This window comes from Curtobacterium sp. DN_7.5 (assembly GCF_022655355.1).
GTDB classification, from domain to species: Bacteria; Actinomycetota; Actinomycetes; order Actinomycetales; family Microbacteriaceae; genus Curtobacterium; species Curtobacterium luteum.
Genome location: NZ_CP093378.1, coordinates 1,939,992 through 1,958,108, shown reverse-complemented (window position 1 = coordinate 1,958,108; position 18,117 = coordinate 1,939,992). Strand labels below are relative to the sequence as shown.

Below are 18,117 nucleotides of genomic sequence, written 5' to 3'. Positions count from 1 at the left end.
TGTGACCACCGTCGCGCGCGTCGTCCTCGACTCGCCGCTCCCGCAGTTGGACCGTCTGTTCGACTACCGGGTGCCGAGCGAGCTCGAGGACGACTGCGTGCCCGGGGTGCGCGTGAAGGTGCCGCTCCGCACCGGGGCGCGGATGTCCGACGCGTACGTCGTCGAGGTCGCGTCGGAGGGGGACTGGCCCGGCGAGCTCAGCCAGGTCGAGGAGGTCCTCTCGCCCGCGCCCGTCCTGGCGCCCGAGATCTGGACCCTCGCGCGCGCCGTCGCCGACCGTGCCGCAGGTGTCGCCTCGGACGTGCTCCGGCTCGCCGTGCCGACGCGGCAGGTCCGGGCCGAGAAGGCCTGGCTGGCGCGCGACACCGCGTGGTCGCCGCCGTCGGTCGAGCCCGTCCCCGTCACCGGCTACGCCGACGGCGTCCTGGAGGCACTCCTCGCCGACCACGGTCGCGCTGCGGTCGACGCCGTCCCCCACCCCGTCGACCTCGGCTCCGCCGAGGAGCCCGTCTGGGTGCCGGGGTGGGCCGCGACCCTCGCCCAGGCCGCGTCCCACGTCGTGGCGCGGGAGCAGTCCGCGGTGCTCGCCGTCCCGGACTTCCGCGACGTCGCCGACCTCGAACGGGCCCTGCTCGCCGTGCTGCCGACGGAGCGGGTCGTCCGGTTCGACGCGAAGCAGACGAACGGGCAGCGGGCGAAGGCGCTGCTGCAGGCCCGGACGCACGCCGTGGTCGCGATCGGCAACCGGACGGCCGTCTTCGCACCGGCGACCGAGCTCGGACTCATCGCGATGTGGGACGACGGGGACGCCTCGTTCGTCGAGCCCCGGGCGCCGTACGTGCACACCCGCGACGTCGCCCTGGTCCGGACGGCGCAGTCGGGGGCCGCGCTGCTCCTCCTCGCACACGCCCGCTCCACCGACGTGCAGCGGCTCGTCGAGCTGCACTGGCTGCAGGAGGTCGCGCCGTACCGGGTGCCCACTCCGAAGGTGATCCCGACGGCGCAGCAGGCGAGCGCCGAGGGGTTCGCCGCGCAGGCCCGCATCCCGAGCACCGCGTGGCGCGCGGCCCGCGAGGCGAGCCAGCACGGTCCCGTGCTCGTCCAGGTCGCGAACCCGGGTTTCGGCACGGGGCTGGTGTGCGCGGACTGCGGCGAGCGGGCCCACTGCCGGGTGTGCGGTGGTCCGCTCGGCACGCCGCACCGGAACGCGACGCCGCAGTGCCGGTTCTGCGGGGCCCTCGCGGTCGGGTTCCGCTGCCCGACGTGCGGCGGCGGCAAGCTCAAGCCCGTCGGCCAGGGCGCACAACGCACCGCCGACGAACTCGGTCGGGCGTTCCCGGGGACGCGCATCGTCGTCGCGGACGGCTCCCGACCGCTCGACGAGGTCCCGGCGCGTCCTGCCGTCGTCGTCGCCACCCGGGGCGCTGAGCCGAGCGTACCCGGCGGGTACGCGTGCGTGCTCCTCCTCGACGGGGAGCGTCTCCTCGCCCGGGAGGGGCTCCGCGTGCAGGAGGATGTCCTGCGCTTCTGGACGAACGCCGCCGCGAAGGGTGCGCCCGGCGCCGAGGTCTACCTCGTCGGCATCGGCGGTCGGCTGGCCACCGCGATGGCCACCTGGCGCCTCGACGTCCCCGCGCACGACGAGCTCACCGACCGGCGCGAGCTGCACTTCCCGCCCGCGGTCCGCGTCGCGACGCTCACCGGGACGGACGAGGCGGTGACGGCGGCGGTCGAGGCGCTCGGGGACGCGACCGCCGGGCCCGTGCTCGGTCCGGTGCCGGTCGAGGGCGATGCGGTCCCGGGGACGGTGCGGGCGATCGTGCGGTTCCCGTACGCGCACGGGGCCGAGGTCGCCGCGACGCTGAAGGCCGAGGTGATCCGGCGCTCGTCGGCCCGGCGGGTGCTCCCCGGCGGCAACCGTCGCCGTGCGGCGCCGAGCCTGCGCGTGCGACTCGACGACGCGGAGCCCTTCACCGAGGTCTGACCCGGGCGGCCAGGGTTCCGAGGCGATCGCGCCGCCGCTGCCGAACGACCGCGTCGTCGTCGTGGGACAGCGGCGTCGTCGCTCCTTGCACGCGCAACGACCGGCGCCGGCGTCCGTCGCTGCCGAACGACGCCGTCGTCGTCGTGCGACAGCCGCGCCGTCGTCGTTTGCACGCGCCACGACCGGCGCCCGGCCGATCACCCCGCCCCGCCCGACTCCACCCCGGCCGACCACCCACCCACGCGACCGGCGGGGCGGGGACGAGCCGCGCCTCCAGGCCGACACCGGACCGGAGCCGCGACGCACGCGGGCCGACCTGTGGGAGGCTGGTCGACGGTGGCCACGAACCACCGATGGACACATCACACGCACGACGAAGTGACGAGGTGACGCCGATGCGGGCGCTCTACAAGCCGGACGCCGGTCCGGGACTGACCATGACCGACCGGCCCGTGCCGGAACCCGCGGAGGACGAGGTCCTCATCCGCGTCCTCCGGACCGGGATCTGCGGGACCGACCTGCACATCCAGCGGTGGGACGACTGGGCGGCGTCGGCGGTGACGACGCCGCTCGTCCCCGGCCACGAGTTCTTCGGCGAGGTGGTCGAGGTCGGCGCCGCCGTCCGCGACGTCGCCGTGGGCGACCGGGTCTCGGGCGAGGGCCACATCGTGTGCGGGACCTGCCGGAACTGCCGCGCGGGTCGGCGGCAGATGTGCATCCGGACGAAGGGCCTCGGCGTCCAGCGCGACGGCGCGTTCGCGGAGTACCTGACCCTGCCGGGCACGAACGTGTGGGTGCACCACGGCCCGGTGGAACCCGCGGTCGGCGCCCTGTTCGACCCGCTCGGCAACGCGGTGCACACGGCGCTCGCGTTCCCGCTCGTCGGCGAGGACGTCGTGGTCGCCGGGTGCGGGCCGATCGGGCTCATGGCGATCGCGGTCGCACGCCACGCGGGCGCCCGGTTCGTGGTCGGCACCGACGTGAGCCCGAACCGGCTCCGGATGGCCGAGGCGATGGGTGCGGACCTCGGTGTGGACGTGCGCGGTGACGGTGGTGGCGCCGCGGCCATCCGCGCGGCACAGGAGCGGCTCGGCATGCGCGAGGGGTTCGACGTCGGGTTCGAGATGTCCGGCGCGCCGACCGCGCTGCCGGCGGTGGTCGAGAACATGAACCACGGCGGCCGGATCGCGATGCTCGGACTGCCGAGCGGCCCGATCGCCGTCGACTGGGGCAAGGTCGTCACGCACATGCTCACGGTGAAGGGCATCTACGGCCGCGAGATGTTCGAGACGTGGCAGGCGATGAGCTCGATGTTGCAGACGAGTGCGGTGCTGCGGGACCGCATCGGCTCGATCGTGTCGGCGCGGTACGCGGCGCGTGACTGGGAGGAGGCGTTCGCCGCGGCGGCGAGCGCGGACGGCGGCAAGGTCGTCATCGACTGGACGGAGCACTGATGTACGGCGCGATCAAGGACCACCTGGCGGGGGAGCTCGCGGGCATCGAGGCGGCGGGGCTGACGAAGCGGGAACGGGGGATCGCCGGACCGCAGCGGGCGGCGATCGAGGCGGACGGCGCCGATCTGCTGAACTTCTGTGCGAACAACTACCTCGGGCTCGCGGACTCGCCGGACCTCGTCGACGCAGCGAAGGACGCCCTCGACCGCTGGGGCTACGGCATGGCGAGCGTGCGGTTCATCTGCGGGACGCAGGACCTGCACCTCGACCTCGAGCGCCGGGTGTCGGCGTTCCTCGGCACCGAGGCGACGATCCTGTACTCGTCGTGCTTCGACGCGAACGGCGGGCTGTTCGAGGTGCTGCTCGGCCCGGAGGACGCGATCATCTCGGACGAGCTGAACCACGCCTCGATCATCGACGGGATCCGGCTGTCCAAGGCGCAGCGGTTCCGGTACCGGAACCGCGACACCGCCGACCTGGAGGCGCAGCTCGCCGCCGCCTCGTCGGCCCGCTTCCGCGCCGTGGTCACCGACGGCGTGTTCTCGATGGACGGGTCGATCGCGCCGCTCGCCGAGATCTGCGACCTCGCCGAGCGGTACGACGCGCTCGTCATCGTCGACGACTCGCACGCGGTCGGCTTCGTCGGGGAGCACGGGCGCGGGACCCCGGAGTTCTGCGGCGTCGCCGACCGGGTCGACGTGTACACGGGTACGTTCGGCAAGGCGCTCGGCGGTGCGTCCGGGGGCTACGTGTCGTCCCGCCGTGAGGTCGTCGACCTGCTCCGGCAGCGGTCGCGGCCGTACCTGTTCTCGAACTCCCTCGCGCCGGTCATCGCCGCGGGCACGGTCGCGGCGCTCGACCTCATCGAACGCTCCGACGATGCGCGGGCGCGGCTGGCCTCGAACGCGCGGGAGTTCCGGACCCTGATGGAGGACGCCGGCTTCGAGCTGCTGCCGGGGGAGCACCCGATCGTGCCCGTGATGTTCCACGACGCGGTGCGGACGGCGCGGATCGCCGACGAGATGCAGGCGCGCGGGGTGTACGTGACGGCGTTCAGCTACCCGGTGGTGCCGAAGGGGAAGGCGCGGATCCGGGTGCAGCTGTCGGCGGCGCACACCGAGGAGCAGGTGCGGCGGTGCGTCGATGCCTTCGTGGAAGCGCGCGCGTCGGTCGGGGACGACTGACGCCGGTCGTGTGACGGCCCCGGGAGCGCTGCGCTCCCGGGGCCGTCGTGCGTGGTGCTCGGTGCGCTCGGCGCCCGTCAGGGGCTGACCGGACGCCGGCGCTCCCGCGGGAAGACGACGCCGAGCAGGACCATGCCGACCGCGAGCACGAGGTGCAGCCAGTTGTCCGCCCAGTTCAGCGGCACGAAGTTCGCGCCCGACATCGTGCCGGCGGTGAACAGCCCGTAGACCCACAGGACGAAGTAGACGACCCCGCCGATGACGAGGTACATGCGGGAGCCGGTCGGGTAGCGCGCCGCGAGCAGCCCGACGACACCGAACAACAGGTGCACGATGTTGTGCAGGACGGACACCTGGAAGATCCCGAGCAACATCGCCATCGAACCGTGTCCCGCCCCGGCGAGGTCGCCCGTCGTGAGCCCCGGGACGAACCCGGCGATCCCGACGAGCAGGAACACGATCCCGACGACGAGGGCGATCTTCTGGATGCTGGACCCGGCGTAGCGGTCGGTGGACGTGGTGACGTCGGACATGGTGCCTCCCTGGTGCGGCGAACGGTGTCGTGCTGCCGACCGTACGCACCCGGGGCCCGCCGTGCCGCCCAGTGCCGCGCACGTGGGACGATGGACCCCATGCGTCTCGTCGTCGCCGGCAGCCCCGCTGCGGCCGTCCCCACCCTCCGCCGACTCGCGGCGTCCGACCACGAGATCGTCGCGGTCCTCACCCGTCCCGCCACGCCACAGGGTCGCAAGCGGGTCCTGACGCCGACCCCGGTGGCGCAGGTCGCCGCCGAGCTCGGACTGCCGGTCATCGAGGCGTCCCGGGTCGACGAGACCGTGACCGCGCAGATCGCCGCGCTCGAGCCGGACCTCGGCGTGATCGTCGCCTACGGCGCACTGCTCCGCCGTCCCGCCCTCGACACCCCGAGGCTCGGCTGGGTGAACCTGCACTTCTCCGCCCTGCCGGCGTACCGCGGCGCCGCACCCGTCCAGCGTGCGGTGATGGCGGGCGACACCGAGACCGCCGCGACGGTGTTCCAGCTGGTCGAGGCCCTCGACGCCGGCCCCGTGTACGCGTCCGAGCCGTTCACGATCGACCCGGACGCGACGAGCGGCGACGTCCTCGCCGCGATGGCCGAGACCGGTGCGGAGGTCGTGGCCCGGGTGGTCGACGACCTCGCCGCCGGGACCGCCGTCGCCACCGAGCAGACCGGCGACGTCACCCTCGCCCCGAAGCCCACCATCGACGACGCGCACGTCCGCTTCGACGAGCCCGCAGCCCGCGTCCACGCCCGCATCCGCGGCGTCACGCCCGAGCCCGGCGCGTTCGCCCACCTCGGCGAGACCCGCGTGAAGCTGCTCCGCAGCGCCGTCCGGCCGGGAGGCACGGCCTCCTCCGCCCCGCACCTCGCGCCCGGCGCGCTCGGCCTGGTCGACGGTCAGCTGCTGGTCGGGACGGCGGACGTCCCGCTCGTGCTCACCGAGGTGCAGCCGGCGGGCAAGAAGGCGATGGACGCCGCTGCGTGGGCCCGTGGGCTCGGCCCGCTGGACGGGAAGGTCCTCGCGTGAGCGCCCCGGTGAACGGGCAGCGGGCCCGTGGAGCCCGGCCGACGTCGGCCCGGCGCGTCGCGTTCGACGTGCTCCGCGCCGTGCAGGTCGACGACGCGTACGCCAACCTCCTGCTCCCGTCACGCATCCGTCGCGCGGGGCTCTCCGCACGCGACGCGGCGTTCGCGACCGAGCTGACCTACGGGTCGATCCGGATGCTCGGTCGGTACGACGTGATCGTGGGCATCGCGTCCGGTCGCCGGGTCGAGAACATCGAGGCGGACGTCCTCGACGTCATGCGTCTCGGTACCCACCAACTGCTCGGCATGCGCACCCCGACACACGCCGCCGTGTCCGCCACCGTCGAGCTCGCTCGTGAGGTCGGCGCCCGCCGGGCCACGGGCTTCGTCAACGCCGTGCTGCGCAAGGTCGCCGCGCGGACCGACGCCGAGTGGGACGCGGCGATCACCGAGGGCCGCGGCGGCGACGCGCTCCTGGCGACGCGGTGGTCGCACCCGACGTGGGTCGTGTCGGCGCTGCGGGACGCCCTCGCCGCCGAGCGGTCCCGGGACGAGCTCGCAGCGCTGCTCGCGGCCGACAACGTCGCACCGCGCGTGCAGCTCGCGGCGCTCCCCGGACTCGCGACGGACGACGACATCGCCACCGCCACCACGGCGGCCGACGACCCGGCTGACCCGGCAGACGCCGACGCCGCGCCCGTGCACAGGGCGGACGCCGACACCGACGGGCAGGACGTCAGCGACGCGGTGGACCGGACCGACGACCCGTCGGAGGACGACCGGGCGACCGGCGCCGTGCCTCCCGTCCGGTCCGAGGCGGACCTCTCACCGGTCTCGCCCACCGGCATCCGCGGGGTGTCCGGCGATCCCGCCCGCGTGCCGGGTGTCGCCGCCGGGCGGCTCCGCGTGCAGGACGAGGGCTCGCAGCTCGCTGCCCTCGCCCTCAGCAGGTCGTCCGACGTCCGACCGGGCGAGCGGTGGCTGGACATGTGCGCCGGCCCCGGGGGCAAGGCAGCGCTGCTCGCGGCGGAGGCTGCCGTCGGCGGTGCGCACCTCGTCGCGAACGAACTCGTCCCCGCGCGGGTCGGTCTCGTGCGGAAGGCCCTCGCGGGCTTCGGCGACGTGGTGACCGTCGTCGAGGGTGACGGGCGACGCTTCGGTCGGGACGGTGCAGGCGTGCAGTACGACCGCGTCCTGCTCGACGCACCCTGCACCGGGCTCGGGGCGCTCCGGCGTCGACCGGAGGCGCGGTGGCGCAAGCAGCCCGAGGACGTGCCGGAGCTCGCCGAGCTGCAGTCGGAGCTGCTCGACGCGGCCGTCCGCGTCCTCGCGCCCGGCGGGACCCTGGCGTACGTCACGTGCTCACCGCACCTCGCGGAGACGCGCGGGCAGGTCGACGCCGTGCTCGAACGCCACCCCGGTGTGCTCGAGCAGCTCGACACCGCCGGGGTCGTCCGGTCGGTGGCCGTGCGGGACCCGCAGGTGGCGGACGGACCGGTCGCCCAGCTGTGGCCGCACCGGATCGGCACCGACGCCATGTTCGTCGCGCTGTTCCGCCGCGTGGGCTGAGCGGGCGGCGCGGCTGCGATGCTGAGTCTCGGGCTGAGCGGGCGGCGCGGCTGCGATGCTGAGTCTCGGGCTGAGCGACGGTTCTCGTGCCGCCGCACCCGAGAACCGTCGCTGAGACCGAGTCTTGCGGAACCGGAACCGAGTCTCGGGGCACCACTGGCACCGCCGGTAGGCTTGCCGGGTGACGATCCGCATCTCGCCGAGCATCCTGTCCGCCGACTTCGCGAACCTCGAGCGCGAGCTCCACCGCATCGAGACCGCCGACCTGGTGCACGTCGACGTGATGGACAACCACTTCGTGCCGAACCTCACGCTCGGGCTCCCGATCGTGCAGCGCCTGCAGGAGGTCTCCCCGGTGCCCCTCGACGTGCACCTGATGATCACCGACGCCGACACGCAGGCACCGAAGTACGCCGAGACGGGCGCGTCGAGCGTGACGTTCCACTTCGAGGCCGCGACCGACCCGGTGGCCACCGCCGCCGCGATCCGGTCGAACGGGGCCCGTGCCGCCGTCGCCGTGAAGCCGGGGACGCCGATCACGCAGGTGCTGCACCACCTCGACGCCTACGACATGATCCTGCTCATGACCGTCGAGCCGGGGTTCGGCGGGCAGTCCTTCATGCCCGAGGTGATGCCCAAGCTCGCCGACGCCCGCGCGGCGGTCGACGCGTCCGGCCTCGACGTCTGGCTCGAGGTCGACGGTGGCATCGCGGTGGACACCGTGCCCGAGGCCGTGCGGAGCGGCGCCGACACCCTCGTCGCAGGCTCGGCGGTGTACGGCGGCGAGCCGGCCCAGCGCATCGCGGACCTGCGCGCGGCAGCCACGGCGGCGCGAGCATGACGGGAGCCGTGACGGACGTGGCGGACCCGAGCCGCGCCTCCCGTCCGGACGGTGTGGCCGGTGCACCCGCTCGGGACGGTAGCCTGGACCGCGTGAAGACGTTCGACGACCTGTTCGCGGAGCTGACCGAGAAGGCGCGCACGCGCCCCGAGGGCTCCGGCACCGTCGCCGAACTGGACGCCGGCGTGCACCAGATCGGCAAGAAGATCGTGGAAGAGGCCGCCGAGGTCTGGATGGCGGCCGAGTACGAGGGCGACGAGCGCACCTCGGAGGAGATCTCGCAGCTGATCTACCACCTCCAGGTGCTCATGGTCGCGAAGGGGCTCACCCCGGCGGACGTCTGGCGACATCTGTAGGGAGCGCACCAGCGCCCAGCGGCGCACCAGCGCCCGGCGGCGCCCAGCGCCCAGCGGCGCCCAGCGCACCCCGACGGACCGCCCGACACCTCCACCAGAAAGCAGACCCCTGATGCTCCGCATCGCCGTGCCCAACAAGGGCTCGCTGTCCGAGACCGCCTCCGAGATGCTCAAGGAGGCCGGGTACGCCGGTCGCCGTGACCCGAAGGCGCTGCACCTGATCGACGAGCGGAACGGGGTCGAGTTCTTCTTCCTCCGCCCGCGCGACATCGCGACCTACGTCGGCTCGGGTGCCCTCGACGTCGGCATCACCGGCCGTGACCTCCTGCTCGACTCCGGGTCCGAGGCGCACGAGGTCGACGCGCTCGACTTCGCGGGCTCGACCTTCCGGTTCGCGGGCACGCCGGGGCGGTTCTCCGCGCTGCAGGACCTCGAGGGCGTGCGCGTGGCGACGAGCTACCCCGGCCTCGTCGGCGACTTCCTCGCCGGCCACGGTGTCACCGCGACGCTCGTGAAGCTCGACGGCGCGGTCGAGAGCGCTGTCCGGCTCGGGGTCGCGGACGCGGTCGCCGACGTCGTCTCGACGGGCAGCACGCTCCGGCAGGCCGGGCTCGAGATCTTCGGCCCGGTGATCCTCGAGTCCACCGCCGTGCTCATCGCCACGGACGAGGACCGCGCGGGTATCGACGTCCTCCGTCGTCGGCTGCACGGCGTGCTCGTGGCGCGCGGCTACGTGATGCTCGACTACGACATCCCGACGGCGCTCGTGCCGGACGCCACCGCGATCGCCTCGGGCATGGAGTCGCCGACGGTCTCGCCGCTCCACGGCCGCGACTGGTCGGCGGTCCGCGTGATGATCCCGCGGTCGGACATGAACCAGATCATGGACTCGCTGTACGAGCTCGGCGCGCGGGCGATCCTGGTCAGCTCGATCCACGCGGCTCGACTGTGACCGCCCCGGTGCCCGAGGACGCGTCCGGCTCGCCCGCACGCGAGGGCGGCGTCGCGGTCCGGGTCATCCCCTGCCTCGACGTGCAGGGCGGGCGCGTGGTCAAGGGCGTGAACTTCCTGGACCTCCAGGACGCCGGGGACCCGGTCGAGCTCGCGGCGCGCTACTACGAACAGGGCGCGGACGAACTCACCTTCCTCGACGTCGGTGCGACGGTCGAGAACCGCGCGACGATGTACGACACCGTGACCCGCACGGCCGAGCAGGTCTTCATCCCGCTCACGGTCGGCGGTGGCGTCCGCAGCGTCGACGACGTGGCCCGGCTGCAGCAGTGCGGCGCGGACAAGATCGGCGTGAACAGCGCCGCGATCGCACGGCCCGAGCTCGTCGGCGAGATCGCCGACCGGTTCGGCGCGCAGGCGGTCGTCCTCTCGCTCGACGTGAAGCGCTCCGACCGCATGCCGTCCGGGTTCGTCGTCACGACTCACGGCGGACGCACCGAGTCCGACCTCGACGCGATCCGCTGGGCGCACGAGGCCGTCGAGCGCGGCGCCGGGGAACTCCTGGTCAACTCGATCGACGCCGACGGCACGAAGAACGGGTTCGACCTCGAACTGGTCGCCGCGGTCCGCGCGGTCGCGTCCGTCCCGGTCATCGCCTCGGGCGGTGCAGGGCTCCTCGACCACTTCGCACCGGCGGTCGACGCGGGCGCCGACGCGGTCCTCGCGGCGAGCGTCTTCCACCGCGGCGAGATGACGATCGGCGACGTGAAGTCGGCGCTCCGCGCCGCGGGCCACCTCGTCCGCTGACCCGGTCCTGCCGGCCGGCTGCGGCCCACGACGTGCCCGACCACCGGCCTGGAGGCACGTGGCGGCGCCGCCCCGGGCCTCCCGTCCGTCCCGCGCGCACCGCGCGCCGTAGGCTAGGAGCCTCATGACCGACAGCACCAACGCCAGCACCGACGCGGTCCTCGACCGCGTGCGCTTCGGTGCGGACGGCCTGCTCCCCGCCATCGTGCAGGAGGAATCGTCGAAGGACGTCCTCATGCTCGGCTACATGGACCGGGAGGCACTCCGCCGCACCCTGACCGAGGGCCGGGTGACCTTCTGGTCCCGCTCCCGGCAGGAGTACTGGCGCAAGGGCGACACCTCCGGCCACGCACAGTACGTGCGCGCAGCAGCCCTCGACTGCGACGACGACACCCTCCTGGTGACCGTGCAGCAGGTCGGTGCGGCCTGCCACACCGGCGCACACGCGTGCTTCGACGTCGATCCGCTCACGCCCGTCACGGCGACCGCCCCGGAGGCCACCCGATGATCACCAGCACGACGACCGCGCGCGCCGAGTTCGACGGGCTCCTCGCCGACCACCGGGTCGTGCCCGTGGTCCGCGCGCTCTTCGCCGACAGCGAGACCCCGGTCGGCGTGTACCGGAAGCTCGCCGACGGTCGCCCCGGCTCGTTCCTCCTCGAGTCGGCCGGTCAGGGCGGCCTGTGGTCGCGCTGGTCGTTCGTCGGTGTGCGGAGTTTCGGCGTCCTCACGCAGGACGGCGACCGCGCGGCCTGGATCGACACCGGCATCCCGGCGTCGCGTGCGGTCGACTCGCTCGACGGCGCTCCGCTCGACGTGCTGGCGCGCCTGCACGAGCGGTGGGCCACCCCGCGGGTCCCCGGTACACCGCCGCTCGTCGGCGGCACGGTCGGGTTCATCGGGTGGGAAGCGGTCCGGCAGCTCGAGCACCTGCCGAACGTGCCCGCCGCGGACTTCGACGTCCCCGGGCAGGCGCTCGCGTTCGTCTCCGAGCTCGCCGCACTCGACCACCGCACCGGGCTCGTCCTGCTCGTCGCGAGCGTGCTCAACGACGGCGTCGACGACGCGGACACCATGTGGGCGGACGCGCAGGCCCGGCTCGACCGGATGCAGGCGGACCTCGTCCAGCCGACCGTCGCGACCGTCGCCGAGGCGTTCGACATCGCCGATCCGGCACCGACCCACCGGTCGACCCCGGACGAGTACATGGCGGCCGTCGAGCGTTCGAAGGACTTCATCCGCGACGGGGACGTCTTCCAGGTCGTCATCTCGCAGCGGTTCGACCAGGACGTCACGGCCGACCCGCTCGACGTCTACCGGGTGCTGCGCATGCTCAACCCGAGCCCGTACATGTACTTCCTGGCGCTGCGCGACGTCCACGACGAGCCGTTCTGGATCGTCGGCGCCTCACCGGAGGCCCTGGTCAAGGTGCAGGCGGGCCGGGCGATCACGCACCCGATCGCCGGTTCGCGTCCGCGTGGCGCCACCCCCGAGGAGGACGTCCGCCTCGGCGAGGACCTGCTCGAGGACCCGAAGGAGCGCGCCGAGCACCTCATGCTCGTCGACCTCGCGCGCAACGACCTGCAGAAGGTGTGCGAGCCGGGCACGGTGGCGGTCACCGAGTTCATGACGGTCGAGCGCTTCAGCCACATCATGCACCTCGTGTCGAGCGTCGAGGGCGCGGTCCGTGCCGACGCCTCGGCCATCGACGTGTTCCGTGCGACGTTCCCCGCCGGCACACTGTCGGGTGCGCCGAAGCCCCGCGCGCTGGAGATCATCGACGAGCTCGAGCCGGCGAAGCGTGGTGCGTACGCGGGGGTCGTCGGGTACTTCGACTTCGCGGGCGACGCCGACCTCGCGATCGCGATCCGGACCGCCCTCATCCAGGACGGTGTGGCCCGCGTGCAGGCCGGCGCCGGACTCGTCGCGGACTCGGACCCCGCCACGGAGCACCAGGAGGCCGTGAACAAGGCCGCCGCTCCGCTCCGTGCGGTCGCGACCGCGAACCGGATGCGCGAGGTGCTGTCGTGACGCTCCGGCGGTCCCGTCCCCTCGTCGTCGTCGCCGGGCTCGTCGTCGCGGGCATCGTGATGCTGTCGTGGACCCAGACGTGGTTCACGGTCCACCTCCGCGCGGGTGCCGCGGTCGTCTCGACGGTCACGGCGGACGGCTCGAAGTCGGTCCCGCAGTACACCGCCCTCGCGATCGCCAGCCTCGCGCTGTTCCTCGCGATGACGATCGCGGGTCGGGTGGTGCGTGTGGTGCTCGCCGTCATCGAGGTCCTGCTCGGCGTCGCCGTCGTGGTCACCGGGGTGTCCGCCCTGCGTGACCCCGTCGCTGCGGCCCGCGGCGCGATCGGTGAGGTCGCCGGGGTGAGCGACCTCGGCGGCGTGCGGCGCGTCGTGTCCTCGGTCGACGTCACAGCCTGGCCGGCGGTGGGCATCGTCGGCGGCGTGCTGGCCGTGCTGCTCGGCGTCGTGGTCCTGTTCGTCCAGCGTTCCTGGCCCGGTCCGAGCCGGAAGTACGGCGCCGCGACCGCCGGCGCCGCCGCCGACGCCCGCGCGGTCGCCGTGCAGCGGGACGCGATCACCGACTGGGACGACCTCTCGGCGGGCACCGACCCGACCGACGCCGACCAGACGCCGGTCCCGTCCGACGGAGACCCGGGGGCGTCCGCCCGCGGCGAGCGAGCACGGACCGAGCCGTCCGCCGACGGCGAGCGAGCACGGACCGAGCCGTCCGCCGACGGCGAGCGAGCACGGACCGCGGCGGTCGACGCGGTAGGGTTGGAGGGCGGCGATCGACCGACGACGCCGGAGCAGAACGAGGAGCACCGTGAGCAACACTGAGCCCGCAGAACTCGGCGAGGGCCACTCGCCGGCAGCCTGGACGGCCGTCGTCATCATGCTGATCGGTTTCGCGGCTGGGACGCTCTTCTTCTGGTTCGACCAGCCGATCGGCGTGTGGATCTCCGCCGCGGTCGTCGTCATCGGTCTCGTCGTCGGCGGCGTCATGGCGAAGGCGGGCTACGGCGTCAACGGCCCGAAGTTCGTCCCGAAGCACCACGGCGAGTAGTCCGAGCATGTCGAACGTGCTCGAGACCCTCGTCGCGGGCGCGCTCGAGGACGCAGCCGCCCGTCGCGCCGACCGTCCCTACGCGGACGTCGAACGCGACCTCGACCGGGTGGCGTCGCCCCTCGACGCGCTCGCGTTCCTCGCCCCCGGCGACGACGTGAAGATCCTCGCCGAGGTCAAGCGTGCCAGCCCGTCCCGCGGCTCGATGGCCACCATCGCGGACCCCGCGGCCCTGGCCGCGGAGTACGAGCGCGGTGGCGCCTCGACGATCAGCGTCCTGACCGAGGGCCGCAAGTTCCTCGGCAGTCTGGCCGACCTCGAAGCCGTGAAGGCCCGCGTCGGCGTCCCGGTCCTGCGCAAGGACTTCATCGCCGACCCGTACCAGGTCGTCGAGGCACGCGCTGCCGGCGCCGACGTCGTGCTGCTCATCGTCGCGGCGCTCAAGCAGGCACGGCTCGTCGAGCTGCACGGCCTCGCCGAGGAACTCGGGATGCGCGTGCTCGTCGAGGCGCACTCCGCCGACGAGGTCTCCCGTGGCCTCGACGCCGGTGCCCGGATCCTCGGGGTGAACGCGCGCGACCTGACCGACTTCTCGCTCGACCGCGACCTCTTCGGCTCGCTGGCCGACCGCATCCCCGACGGCGTGGTCCGCGTCGCCGAGTCCGCGGTCGCCGGTCCTGCCGACGTCGCGCACTACCGCTCCGCGGGTGCCGACGTCGTCCTGGTGGGGGAGGCGCTCGTCACGGGCGACGACCCCGCCGCCACCCTCGCGTCGTTCATCGCCGCAGCGCGTTCCTGACGCCGATCGCTGCGCCCGAGCGCGGCGACCGGGTCCCGTCCCGCGGCTCCCCAGCACGACCCACACGGTCCGGCAGCTCCGGACCCCGCACGGAAGGCACATCGTGACCTCGCTCCGCGAACAGCACGGCCCGTACTTCGGCGACTTCGGCGGGCGGTTCGTCCCCGAGTCGCTCGTCCTGGCGCTCGACGAGCTCGAGGCGGCCTTCCGGGAGGCCTGGGCGGACCCGGCGTTCCGGCAGGAGCTCGACGACCTGCAGCGCGACTACACCGGCCGTCCGTCGATCATCACCGAGGTGCCGCGGTTCGCGAAGCACGCCGGCGGTGCCCGGATCATCCTCAAGCGCGAGGACCTCAACCACACCGGCTCGCACAAGATCAACAACGTGCTCGGCCAGGCCCTCGTCGCGAAGCGCCTCGGCAAGACGCGGCTCATCGCGGAGACCGGCGCCGGCCAGCACGGCGTCGCCACCGCAACGGCCGCCGCGCTCTTCGGCATGGACTGCGTCGTCTACATGGGGGCGGTCGACACCGAGCGCCAGGCCCTGAACGTCGCCCGGATGCGGCTGCTCGGCGCCGAGGTCGTCCCCGTGGAGACCGGGTCCCGCACGCTGAAGGACGCCATCAACGACGCCCTCCGCGACTGGGTGGCGAACGTCGAGCACACCCACTACCTGCTCGGCACGGTCGCGGGTCCGCACCCGTTCCCGGAGATGGTCCGCGAGTTCCACAAGGTGATCGGCGACGAAGCACGGCAGCAGGTCCTCGACAAGGTCGGCCGCCTGCCGGACGCCGTCGCCGCGTGCGTCGGCGGCGGGTCGAACGCGATGGGGATCTTCGACGCGTTCCTCGACGACGAGTCGGTCGCCCTGCACGGGTACGAGGCCGGCGGCGAGGGCCTCGAGACCGGTCGGCACGCGGCGAGCATCTCGCTCGGGCGGACCGGCGTCCTGCAGGGCACGAAGTCGTACCTCATGCAGGACGAGGACGGGCAGACCATCGAGAGCCACAGCATCTCCGCCGGACTCGACTACCCGAGCGTCGGTCCGCAGCACGCGCACCTCGCGGCGATCGGTCGCGCGAAGTACGAGCCCATCACCGACACCGAGGCGATGGAGGCGTTCCGTCTGCTCAGCCGCTCCGAGGGCATCCTGCCGGCGATCGAGTCGTCGCACGCCCTCGCCGGCGCGATCAAGCTCGGCAAGGAGCTCGGCCCCGACGGGGTCATCCTCGTGAACTTGTCCGGCCGCGGCGATAAGGACGTGGCGTCCGCCAGCCGCTACTTCGGCATCCTCGACGAGAGCGCGGTGCAGCTGTGAGCACGAACACGAACGCCTCGGTCGCGTCGACCATCGACGCGGCGAACGCCGAACGCGCCGGGGCGGTCGTCGGGTACCTGCCCGCCGGCTTCCCCGACGTCCAGACCAGCGTCGACGCCGCGGTCGCCCTCGCCGAGAACGGCGTGGACGTCATCGAGCTCGGCCTGCCGTACTCCGACCCGGTCATGGACGGCGCGGTGATCCAGCGGGCCGCCGAGGAGAGCCTGGCGAACGGGTTCAAGGTGGCGCAGGTGTTCGACGCCGTCGAGCAGATCACGAGCCGCGCCGACGTGCCGGTCCTCGTGATGACCTACTGGAACCCGGTCCTCCGCTACGGGGTCGACCGCTTCGCCGACGACCTCGTCGCAGCCGGGGCCTCCGGGCTCATCACCCCGGACCTCATCCCGGACGAGGCCCGGGAGTGGATGGACGCCTCGGAGCGCACGCACCTCGACCGCGTCTTCCTCGCCGCCCCGTCGTCGACGGACGCCCGGATGCACCAGGCGGTGGAGGCCAGCCGCGGCTTCGTCTACGCGGTGTCGACGATGGGCGTCACCGGCGCGCGGCTCGGGGTCGACGCCGCCGCCCGGACCGTGGTGTCGCGGCTGCGGGACGCCGGTGTCGACCGGACGTGCGTCGGACTCGGCATCTCGACCGCCGACCAGGTCGCGGAGGTGCTCGAGTACGCCGACGGCGCGATCGTCGGGTCGGCGTTCGTGCGCGCCCTCGCCGACCTCGGGGTCCGGGGCGTCGCGGACCGCGCGGCGGACCTCACGACCGGCGCGCAGCGCCGCTGACCCAGCGGACGGCCTGGAGGCCCGGATCGCGTGACCGACGCCGGTCACGCGATCCGGGCCTCCCGTCCGTGACGGTCCCGTCCGTCACGATCGCCGTCCGTGACGATCCCCGTCCGTGACGATCCCCGTCCGTCACGATTCCCACAGGACCGTCCGGCACGGTCATGGCGGACGGTGGTCCGCGCTACAGTGATCGGGGCCGCGGTTCACGGCGGCCCGGCCAGCAAGCACCGAAAGGCGACCGCACCTCCATGCCCCTCCTGAGCATCCCGAGCCCGAGCACCGCCTGGCAGTACTTCGACCTGACGGCCTGGCTGCGCGACACGTTCGGCTGGTCGCTGCCGCTCGACTTCCGCATCCACGCGTACGCGATCTGCATCCTCATCGGCATCGTCATCGCCGTGCTCCTGGCCAACCACCGCCTGAACGCCCGCGGGGTCGAGCGCTGGGTCATCATCGACATCGCGATCTGGGCGGTCCCGGCCGGCATCATCGGCGGGCGCCTGTTCCACGTGTTCACCCACGTCAGCGACTACTTCGGCCCCGGGCGCGACCCGCTGTCCTTCCTCTACATCTGGGAAGGCGGTCTGGCGATCTTCGGCGCGCTGATCCTCGGCTCGGTCGGGGCGTACATCGGGTGCCGCCAGGTCGGCCTGCGGTTCACGAGCTTCATCGACGCGATCGCGCCCGGGGTGCTCCTCGCCCAGGCGAGCGGCCGACTCGGCAACTACTTCAACCACGAGCTGTTCGGCATGCCGACGAGCCTGCCGTGGGGCCTCCAGATCGAGTCCTCGAACGCCGCGTACCCGAAGGGCCTGCCGGAGGGCACCCTCTTCCAGCCGACCTTCCTGTACGAGATCATCTGGAACGTCCTGGGCGCGCTCGTCATCCTGTTCCTCGCGCGCAAGTTCACGCTGCAGTGGGGCAAGGTCATGGCGCTCTACCTCATCTGGTACGGCGCCGGTCGGTCGGTGCTCGAGTCCATCCGCGTCGACACGAGCGAGACGTTCTTCGGCGTGCGAACCAACGTGTGGATGTCCCTCGCCGCGATCGTGCTCGGCATCGTGATCTTCGTCGTCCAGTCACGGCGGCACACCGGCAAGGAGCCGTCGCCGTACCTGCCGGGTCGCGGGCCGTCGGCACGCGCCGATGTAGACTCGGACGACACCTGGTCGGAGCACGACGACGAGCCCGCGGCCGTCGCCGCCGACCCGGTCGGCTCCACCCGGTCCTAGCGTCCGGCCCCGTCGCCCACCGCGGCGGGACGGACACCGACCAGCCACCGGACGCCGGTCTCGGGAGCACCCTCGCGAGCCGTCCGGACCGTCGGGCGCACCCACCCGGCAGCAGCACCACCGCACCACCACCGCCCGCCACGAACCGGGCTCCACACCACCCGTGCCGACGGGGCAACC

18 protein-coding genes are annotated in these 18,117 nt (G+C 73.3%); 17 read left to right on the top strand and 1 reads right to left on the bottom strand.

The window, feature by feature from the left end; translation table 11 throughout:
- Nucleotide 1 precedes the first annotated feature (1 nt).
- The 3 genes from MON03_RS09090 to MON03_RS09080 all read left to right on the top strand — a co-directional run bounded on the left by MON03_RS09090 (nucleotide 2) and on the right by MON03_RS09080 (nucleotide 4,622).
- On the top strand, nucleotides 2-1,984 hold the full coding sequence (locus MON03_RS09090) for a primosomal protein N' family DNA-binding protein (protein ID WP_242088129.1): 1,983 nt from the start codon (nucleotides 2-4) through the stop codon (nucleotides 1,982-1,984).
- Between the two features lie 395 nt (nucleotides 1,985-2,379).
- Nucleotides 2,380-3,438, top strand: coding sequence for an L-threonine 3-dehydrogenase (gene tdh / locus MON03_RS09085; protein ID WP_242091446.1), 1,059 nt, complete (start codon nucleotides 2,380-2,382; stop codon nucleotides 3,436-3,438).
- A complete protein-coding gene (locus tag MON03_RS09080; RefSeq protein ID WP_242088128.1) occupies nucleotides 3,438-4,622 on the top strand; it encodes a glycine C-acetyltransferase in 1,185 nt (394 codons plus the stop codon). The genes tdh and MON03_RS09080 overlap by 1 nt, the downstream gene beginning before the upstream one ends.
- A gap of 77 nt (nucleotides 4,623-4,699) precedes the next feature.
- Here the strand turns inward: MON03_RS09080 and MON03_RS09075 are convergent, their stop codons facing one another.
- Nucleotides 4,700-5,155 (bottom strand): DUF4383 domain-containing protein, encoded by a 456-nt coding sequence (locus tag MON03_RS09075; protein ID WP_022904568.1) that lies wholly within the window; start codon nucleotides 5,153-5,155, stop codon nucleotides 4,700-4,702.
- Nucleotides 5,156-5,254: 99 nt separating this feature from the next.
- Between MON03_RS09075 and fmt the strand changes: the two genes are divergently transcribed.
- The 14 genes from fmt (at nucleotide 5,255) to lgt (ending at nucleotide 17,937) form a co-directional block, all read left to right on the top strand.
- Nucleotides 5,255-6,190 carry a methionyl-tRNA formyltransferase gene (fmt, locus tag MON03_RS09070; RefSeq protein ID WP_242088127.1) on the top strand — a complete coding sequence of 312 codons (936 nt, stop codon included), beginning with the start codon at nucleotides 5,255-5,257 and terminating at the stop codon, nucleotides 6,188-6,190.
- Nucleotides 6,187-7,758 (top strand): RsmB/NOP family class I SAM-dependent RNA methyltransferase, encoded by a 1,572-nt coding sequence (locus MON03_RS09065; RefSeq protein ID WP_242088126.1) that lies wholly within the window; start codon nucleotides 6,187-6,189, stop codon nucleotides 7,756-7,758. The genes fmt and MON03_RS09065 overlap by 4 nt, the downstream gene beginning before the upstream one ends.
- Nucleotides 7,759-7,939: 181 nt before the next feature.
- Complete coding sequence (gene rpe, locus MON03_RS09060) at nucleotides 7,940-8,599, top strand: ribulose-phosphate 3-epimerase (RefSeq protein WP_242088125.1); 660 nt, start codon at nucleotides 7,940-7,942, stop codon at nucleotides 8,597-8,599.
- A gap of 92 nt (nucleotides 8,600-8,691) precedes the next feature.
- Nucleotides 8,692-8,955, top strand: coding sequence for a phosphoribosyl-ATP diphosphatase (locus MON03_RS09055; RefSeq protein ID WP_058726551.1), 264 nt, complete (start codon nucleotides 8,692-8,694; stop codon nucleotides 8,953-8,955).
- Nucleotides 8,956-9,067: 112 nt separating this feature from the next.
- A complete protein-coding gene (hisG, locus tag MON03_RS09050; protein ID WP_022903088.1) occupies nucleotides 9,068-9,907 on the top strand; it encodes an ATP phosphoribosyltransferase in 840 nt (279 codons plus the stop codon).
- Nucleotides 9,904-10,713, top strand: a complete 810-nt coding sequence (hisF, locus tag MON03_RS09045) for an imidazole glycerol phosphate synthase subunit HisF (protein WP_277927212.1) — start codon at nucleotides 9,904-9,906, stop codon at nucleotides 10,711-10,713. Before hisG ends, hisF begins: the two co-directional genes overlap by 4 nt.
- A 124-nt stretch (nucleotides 10,714-10,837) precedes the next feature.
- Complete coding sequence (gene hisI / locus MON03_RS09040; protein WP_022903086.1) at nucleotides 10,838-11,221, top strand: phosphoribosyl-AMP cyclohydrolase; 384 nt, start codon at nucleotides 10,838-10,840, stop codon at nucleotides 11,219-11,221.
- Nucleotides 11,218-12,744 (top strand): anthranilate synthase component I, encoded by a 1,527-nt coding sequence (locus MON03_RS09035; protein ID WP_242088124.1) that lies wholly within the window; start codon nucleotides 11,218-11,220, stop codon nucleotides 12,742-12,744. The genes hisI and MON03_RS09035 overlap by 4 nt, the downstream gene beginning before the upstream one ends.
- The gene (locus MON03_RS09030; RefSeq protein WP_175329157.1) at nucleotides 12,741-13,562 is read left to right on the top strand and encodes a Trp biosynthesis-associated membrane protein; all 822 of its coding nucleotides are present in this window, start codon (nucleotides 12,741-12,743) and stop codon (nucleotides 13,560-13,562) included. The genes MON03_RS09035 and MON03_RS09030 overlap by 4 nt, the downstream gene beginning before the upstream one ends.
- Nucleotides 13,549-13,788, top strand: a complete 240-nt coding sequence (locus tag MON03_RS09025) for an HGxxPAAW family protein (RefSeq protein ID WP_022903083.1) — start codon at nucleotides 13,549-13,551, stop codon at nucleotides 13,786-13,788. Before MON03_RS09030 ends, MON03_RS09025 begins: the two co-directional genes overlap by 14 nt.
- A 16-nt stretch (nucleotides 13,789-13,804) precedes the next feature.
- On the top strand, nucleotides 13,805-14,587 hold the full coding sequence (gene trpC, locus MON03_RS09020) for an indole-3-glycerol phosphate synthase TrpC (RefSeq protein WP_242091444.1): 783 nt from the start codon (nucleotides 13,805-13,807) through the stop codon (nucleotides 14,585-14,587).
- 103 nt (nucleotides 14,588-14,690) lie between these two features.
- Nucleotides 14,691-15,905 carry a tryptophan synthase subunit beta gene (gene trpB, locus MON03_RS09015; protein WP_022903082.1) on the top strand — a complete coding sequence of 405 codons (1,215 nt, stop codon included), beginning with the start codon at nucleotides 14,691-14,693 and terminating at the stop codon, nucleotides 15,903-15,905.
- Entirely contained in the window at nucleotides 15,902-16,702 is an 801-nt protein-coding gene (gene trpA / locus MON03_RS09010; protein WP_175329158.1) for a tryptophan synthase subunit alpha, read from the top strand. The genes trpB and trpA overlap by 4 nt, the downstream gene beginning before the upstream one ends.
- Nucleotides 16,703-16,953: 251 nt before the next feature.
- Nucleotides 16,954-17,937, top strand: a complete 984-nt coding sequence (gene lgt / locus MON03_RS09005) for a prolipoprotein diacylglyceryl transferase (RefSeq protein ID WP_175329159.1) — start codon at nucleotides 16,954-16,956, stop codon at nucleotides 17,935-17,937.
- Nucleotides 17,938-18,117 lie beyond the last annotated feature (180 nt).

What these genes read in the sequence shown, in the direction of transcription:
- tdh (WP_242091446.1), top strand. Translation starts at nt 2,380, where the DNA reads ATGCGGGCGCTCTACAAGCCGGACGCCGGTCCGGGACTGACCATGACC.
- MON03_RS09080 (WP_242088128.1), top strand. Translation starts at nt 3,438, where the DNA reads ATGTACGGCGCGATCAAGGACCACCTGGCGGGGGAGCTCGCGGGCATC.
- MON03_RS09075 (WP_022904568.1), bottom strand. Translation starts at nt 5,155, where the DNA reads ATGTCCGACGTCACCACGTCCACCGACCGCTACGCCGGGTCCAGCATC.
- fmt (WP_242088127.1), top strand. Translation starts at nt 5,255, where the DNA reads ATGCGTCTCGTCGTCGCCGGCAGCCCCGCTGCGGCCGTCCCCACCCTC.
- hisG (WP_022903088.1), top strand. Translation starts at nt 9,068, where the DNA reads ATGCTCCGCATCGCCGTGCCCAACAAGGGCTCGCTGTCCGAGACCGCC.
- hisI (WP_022903086.1), top strand. Translation starts at nt 10,838, where the DNA reads ATGACCGACAGCACCAACGCCAGCACCGACGCGGTCCTCGACCGCGTG.
- MON03_RS09035 (WP_242088124.1), top strand. Translation starts at nt 11,218, where the DNA reads ATGATCACCAGCACGACGACCGCGCGCGCCGAGTTCGACGGGCTCCTC.
- lgt (WP_175329159.1), top strand. Translation starts at nt 16,954, where the DNA reads ATGCCCCTCCTGAGCATCCCGAGCCCGAGCACCGCCTGGCAGTACTTC.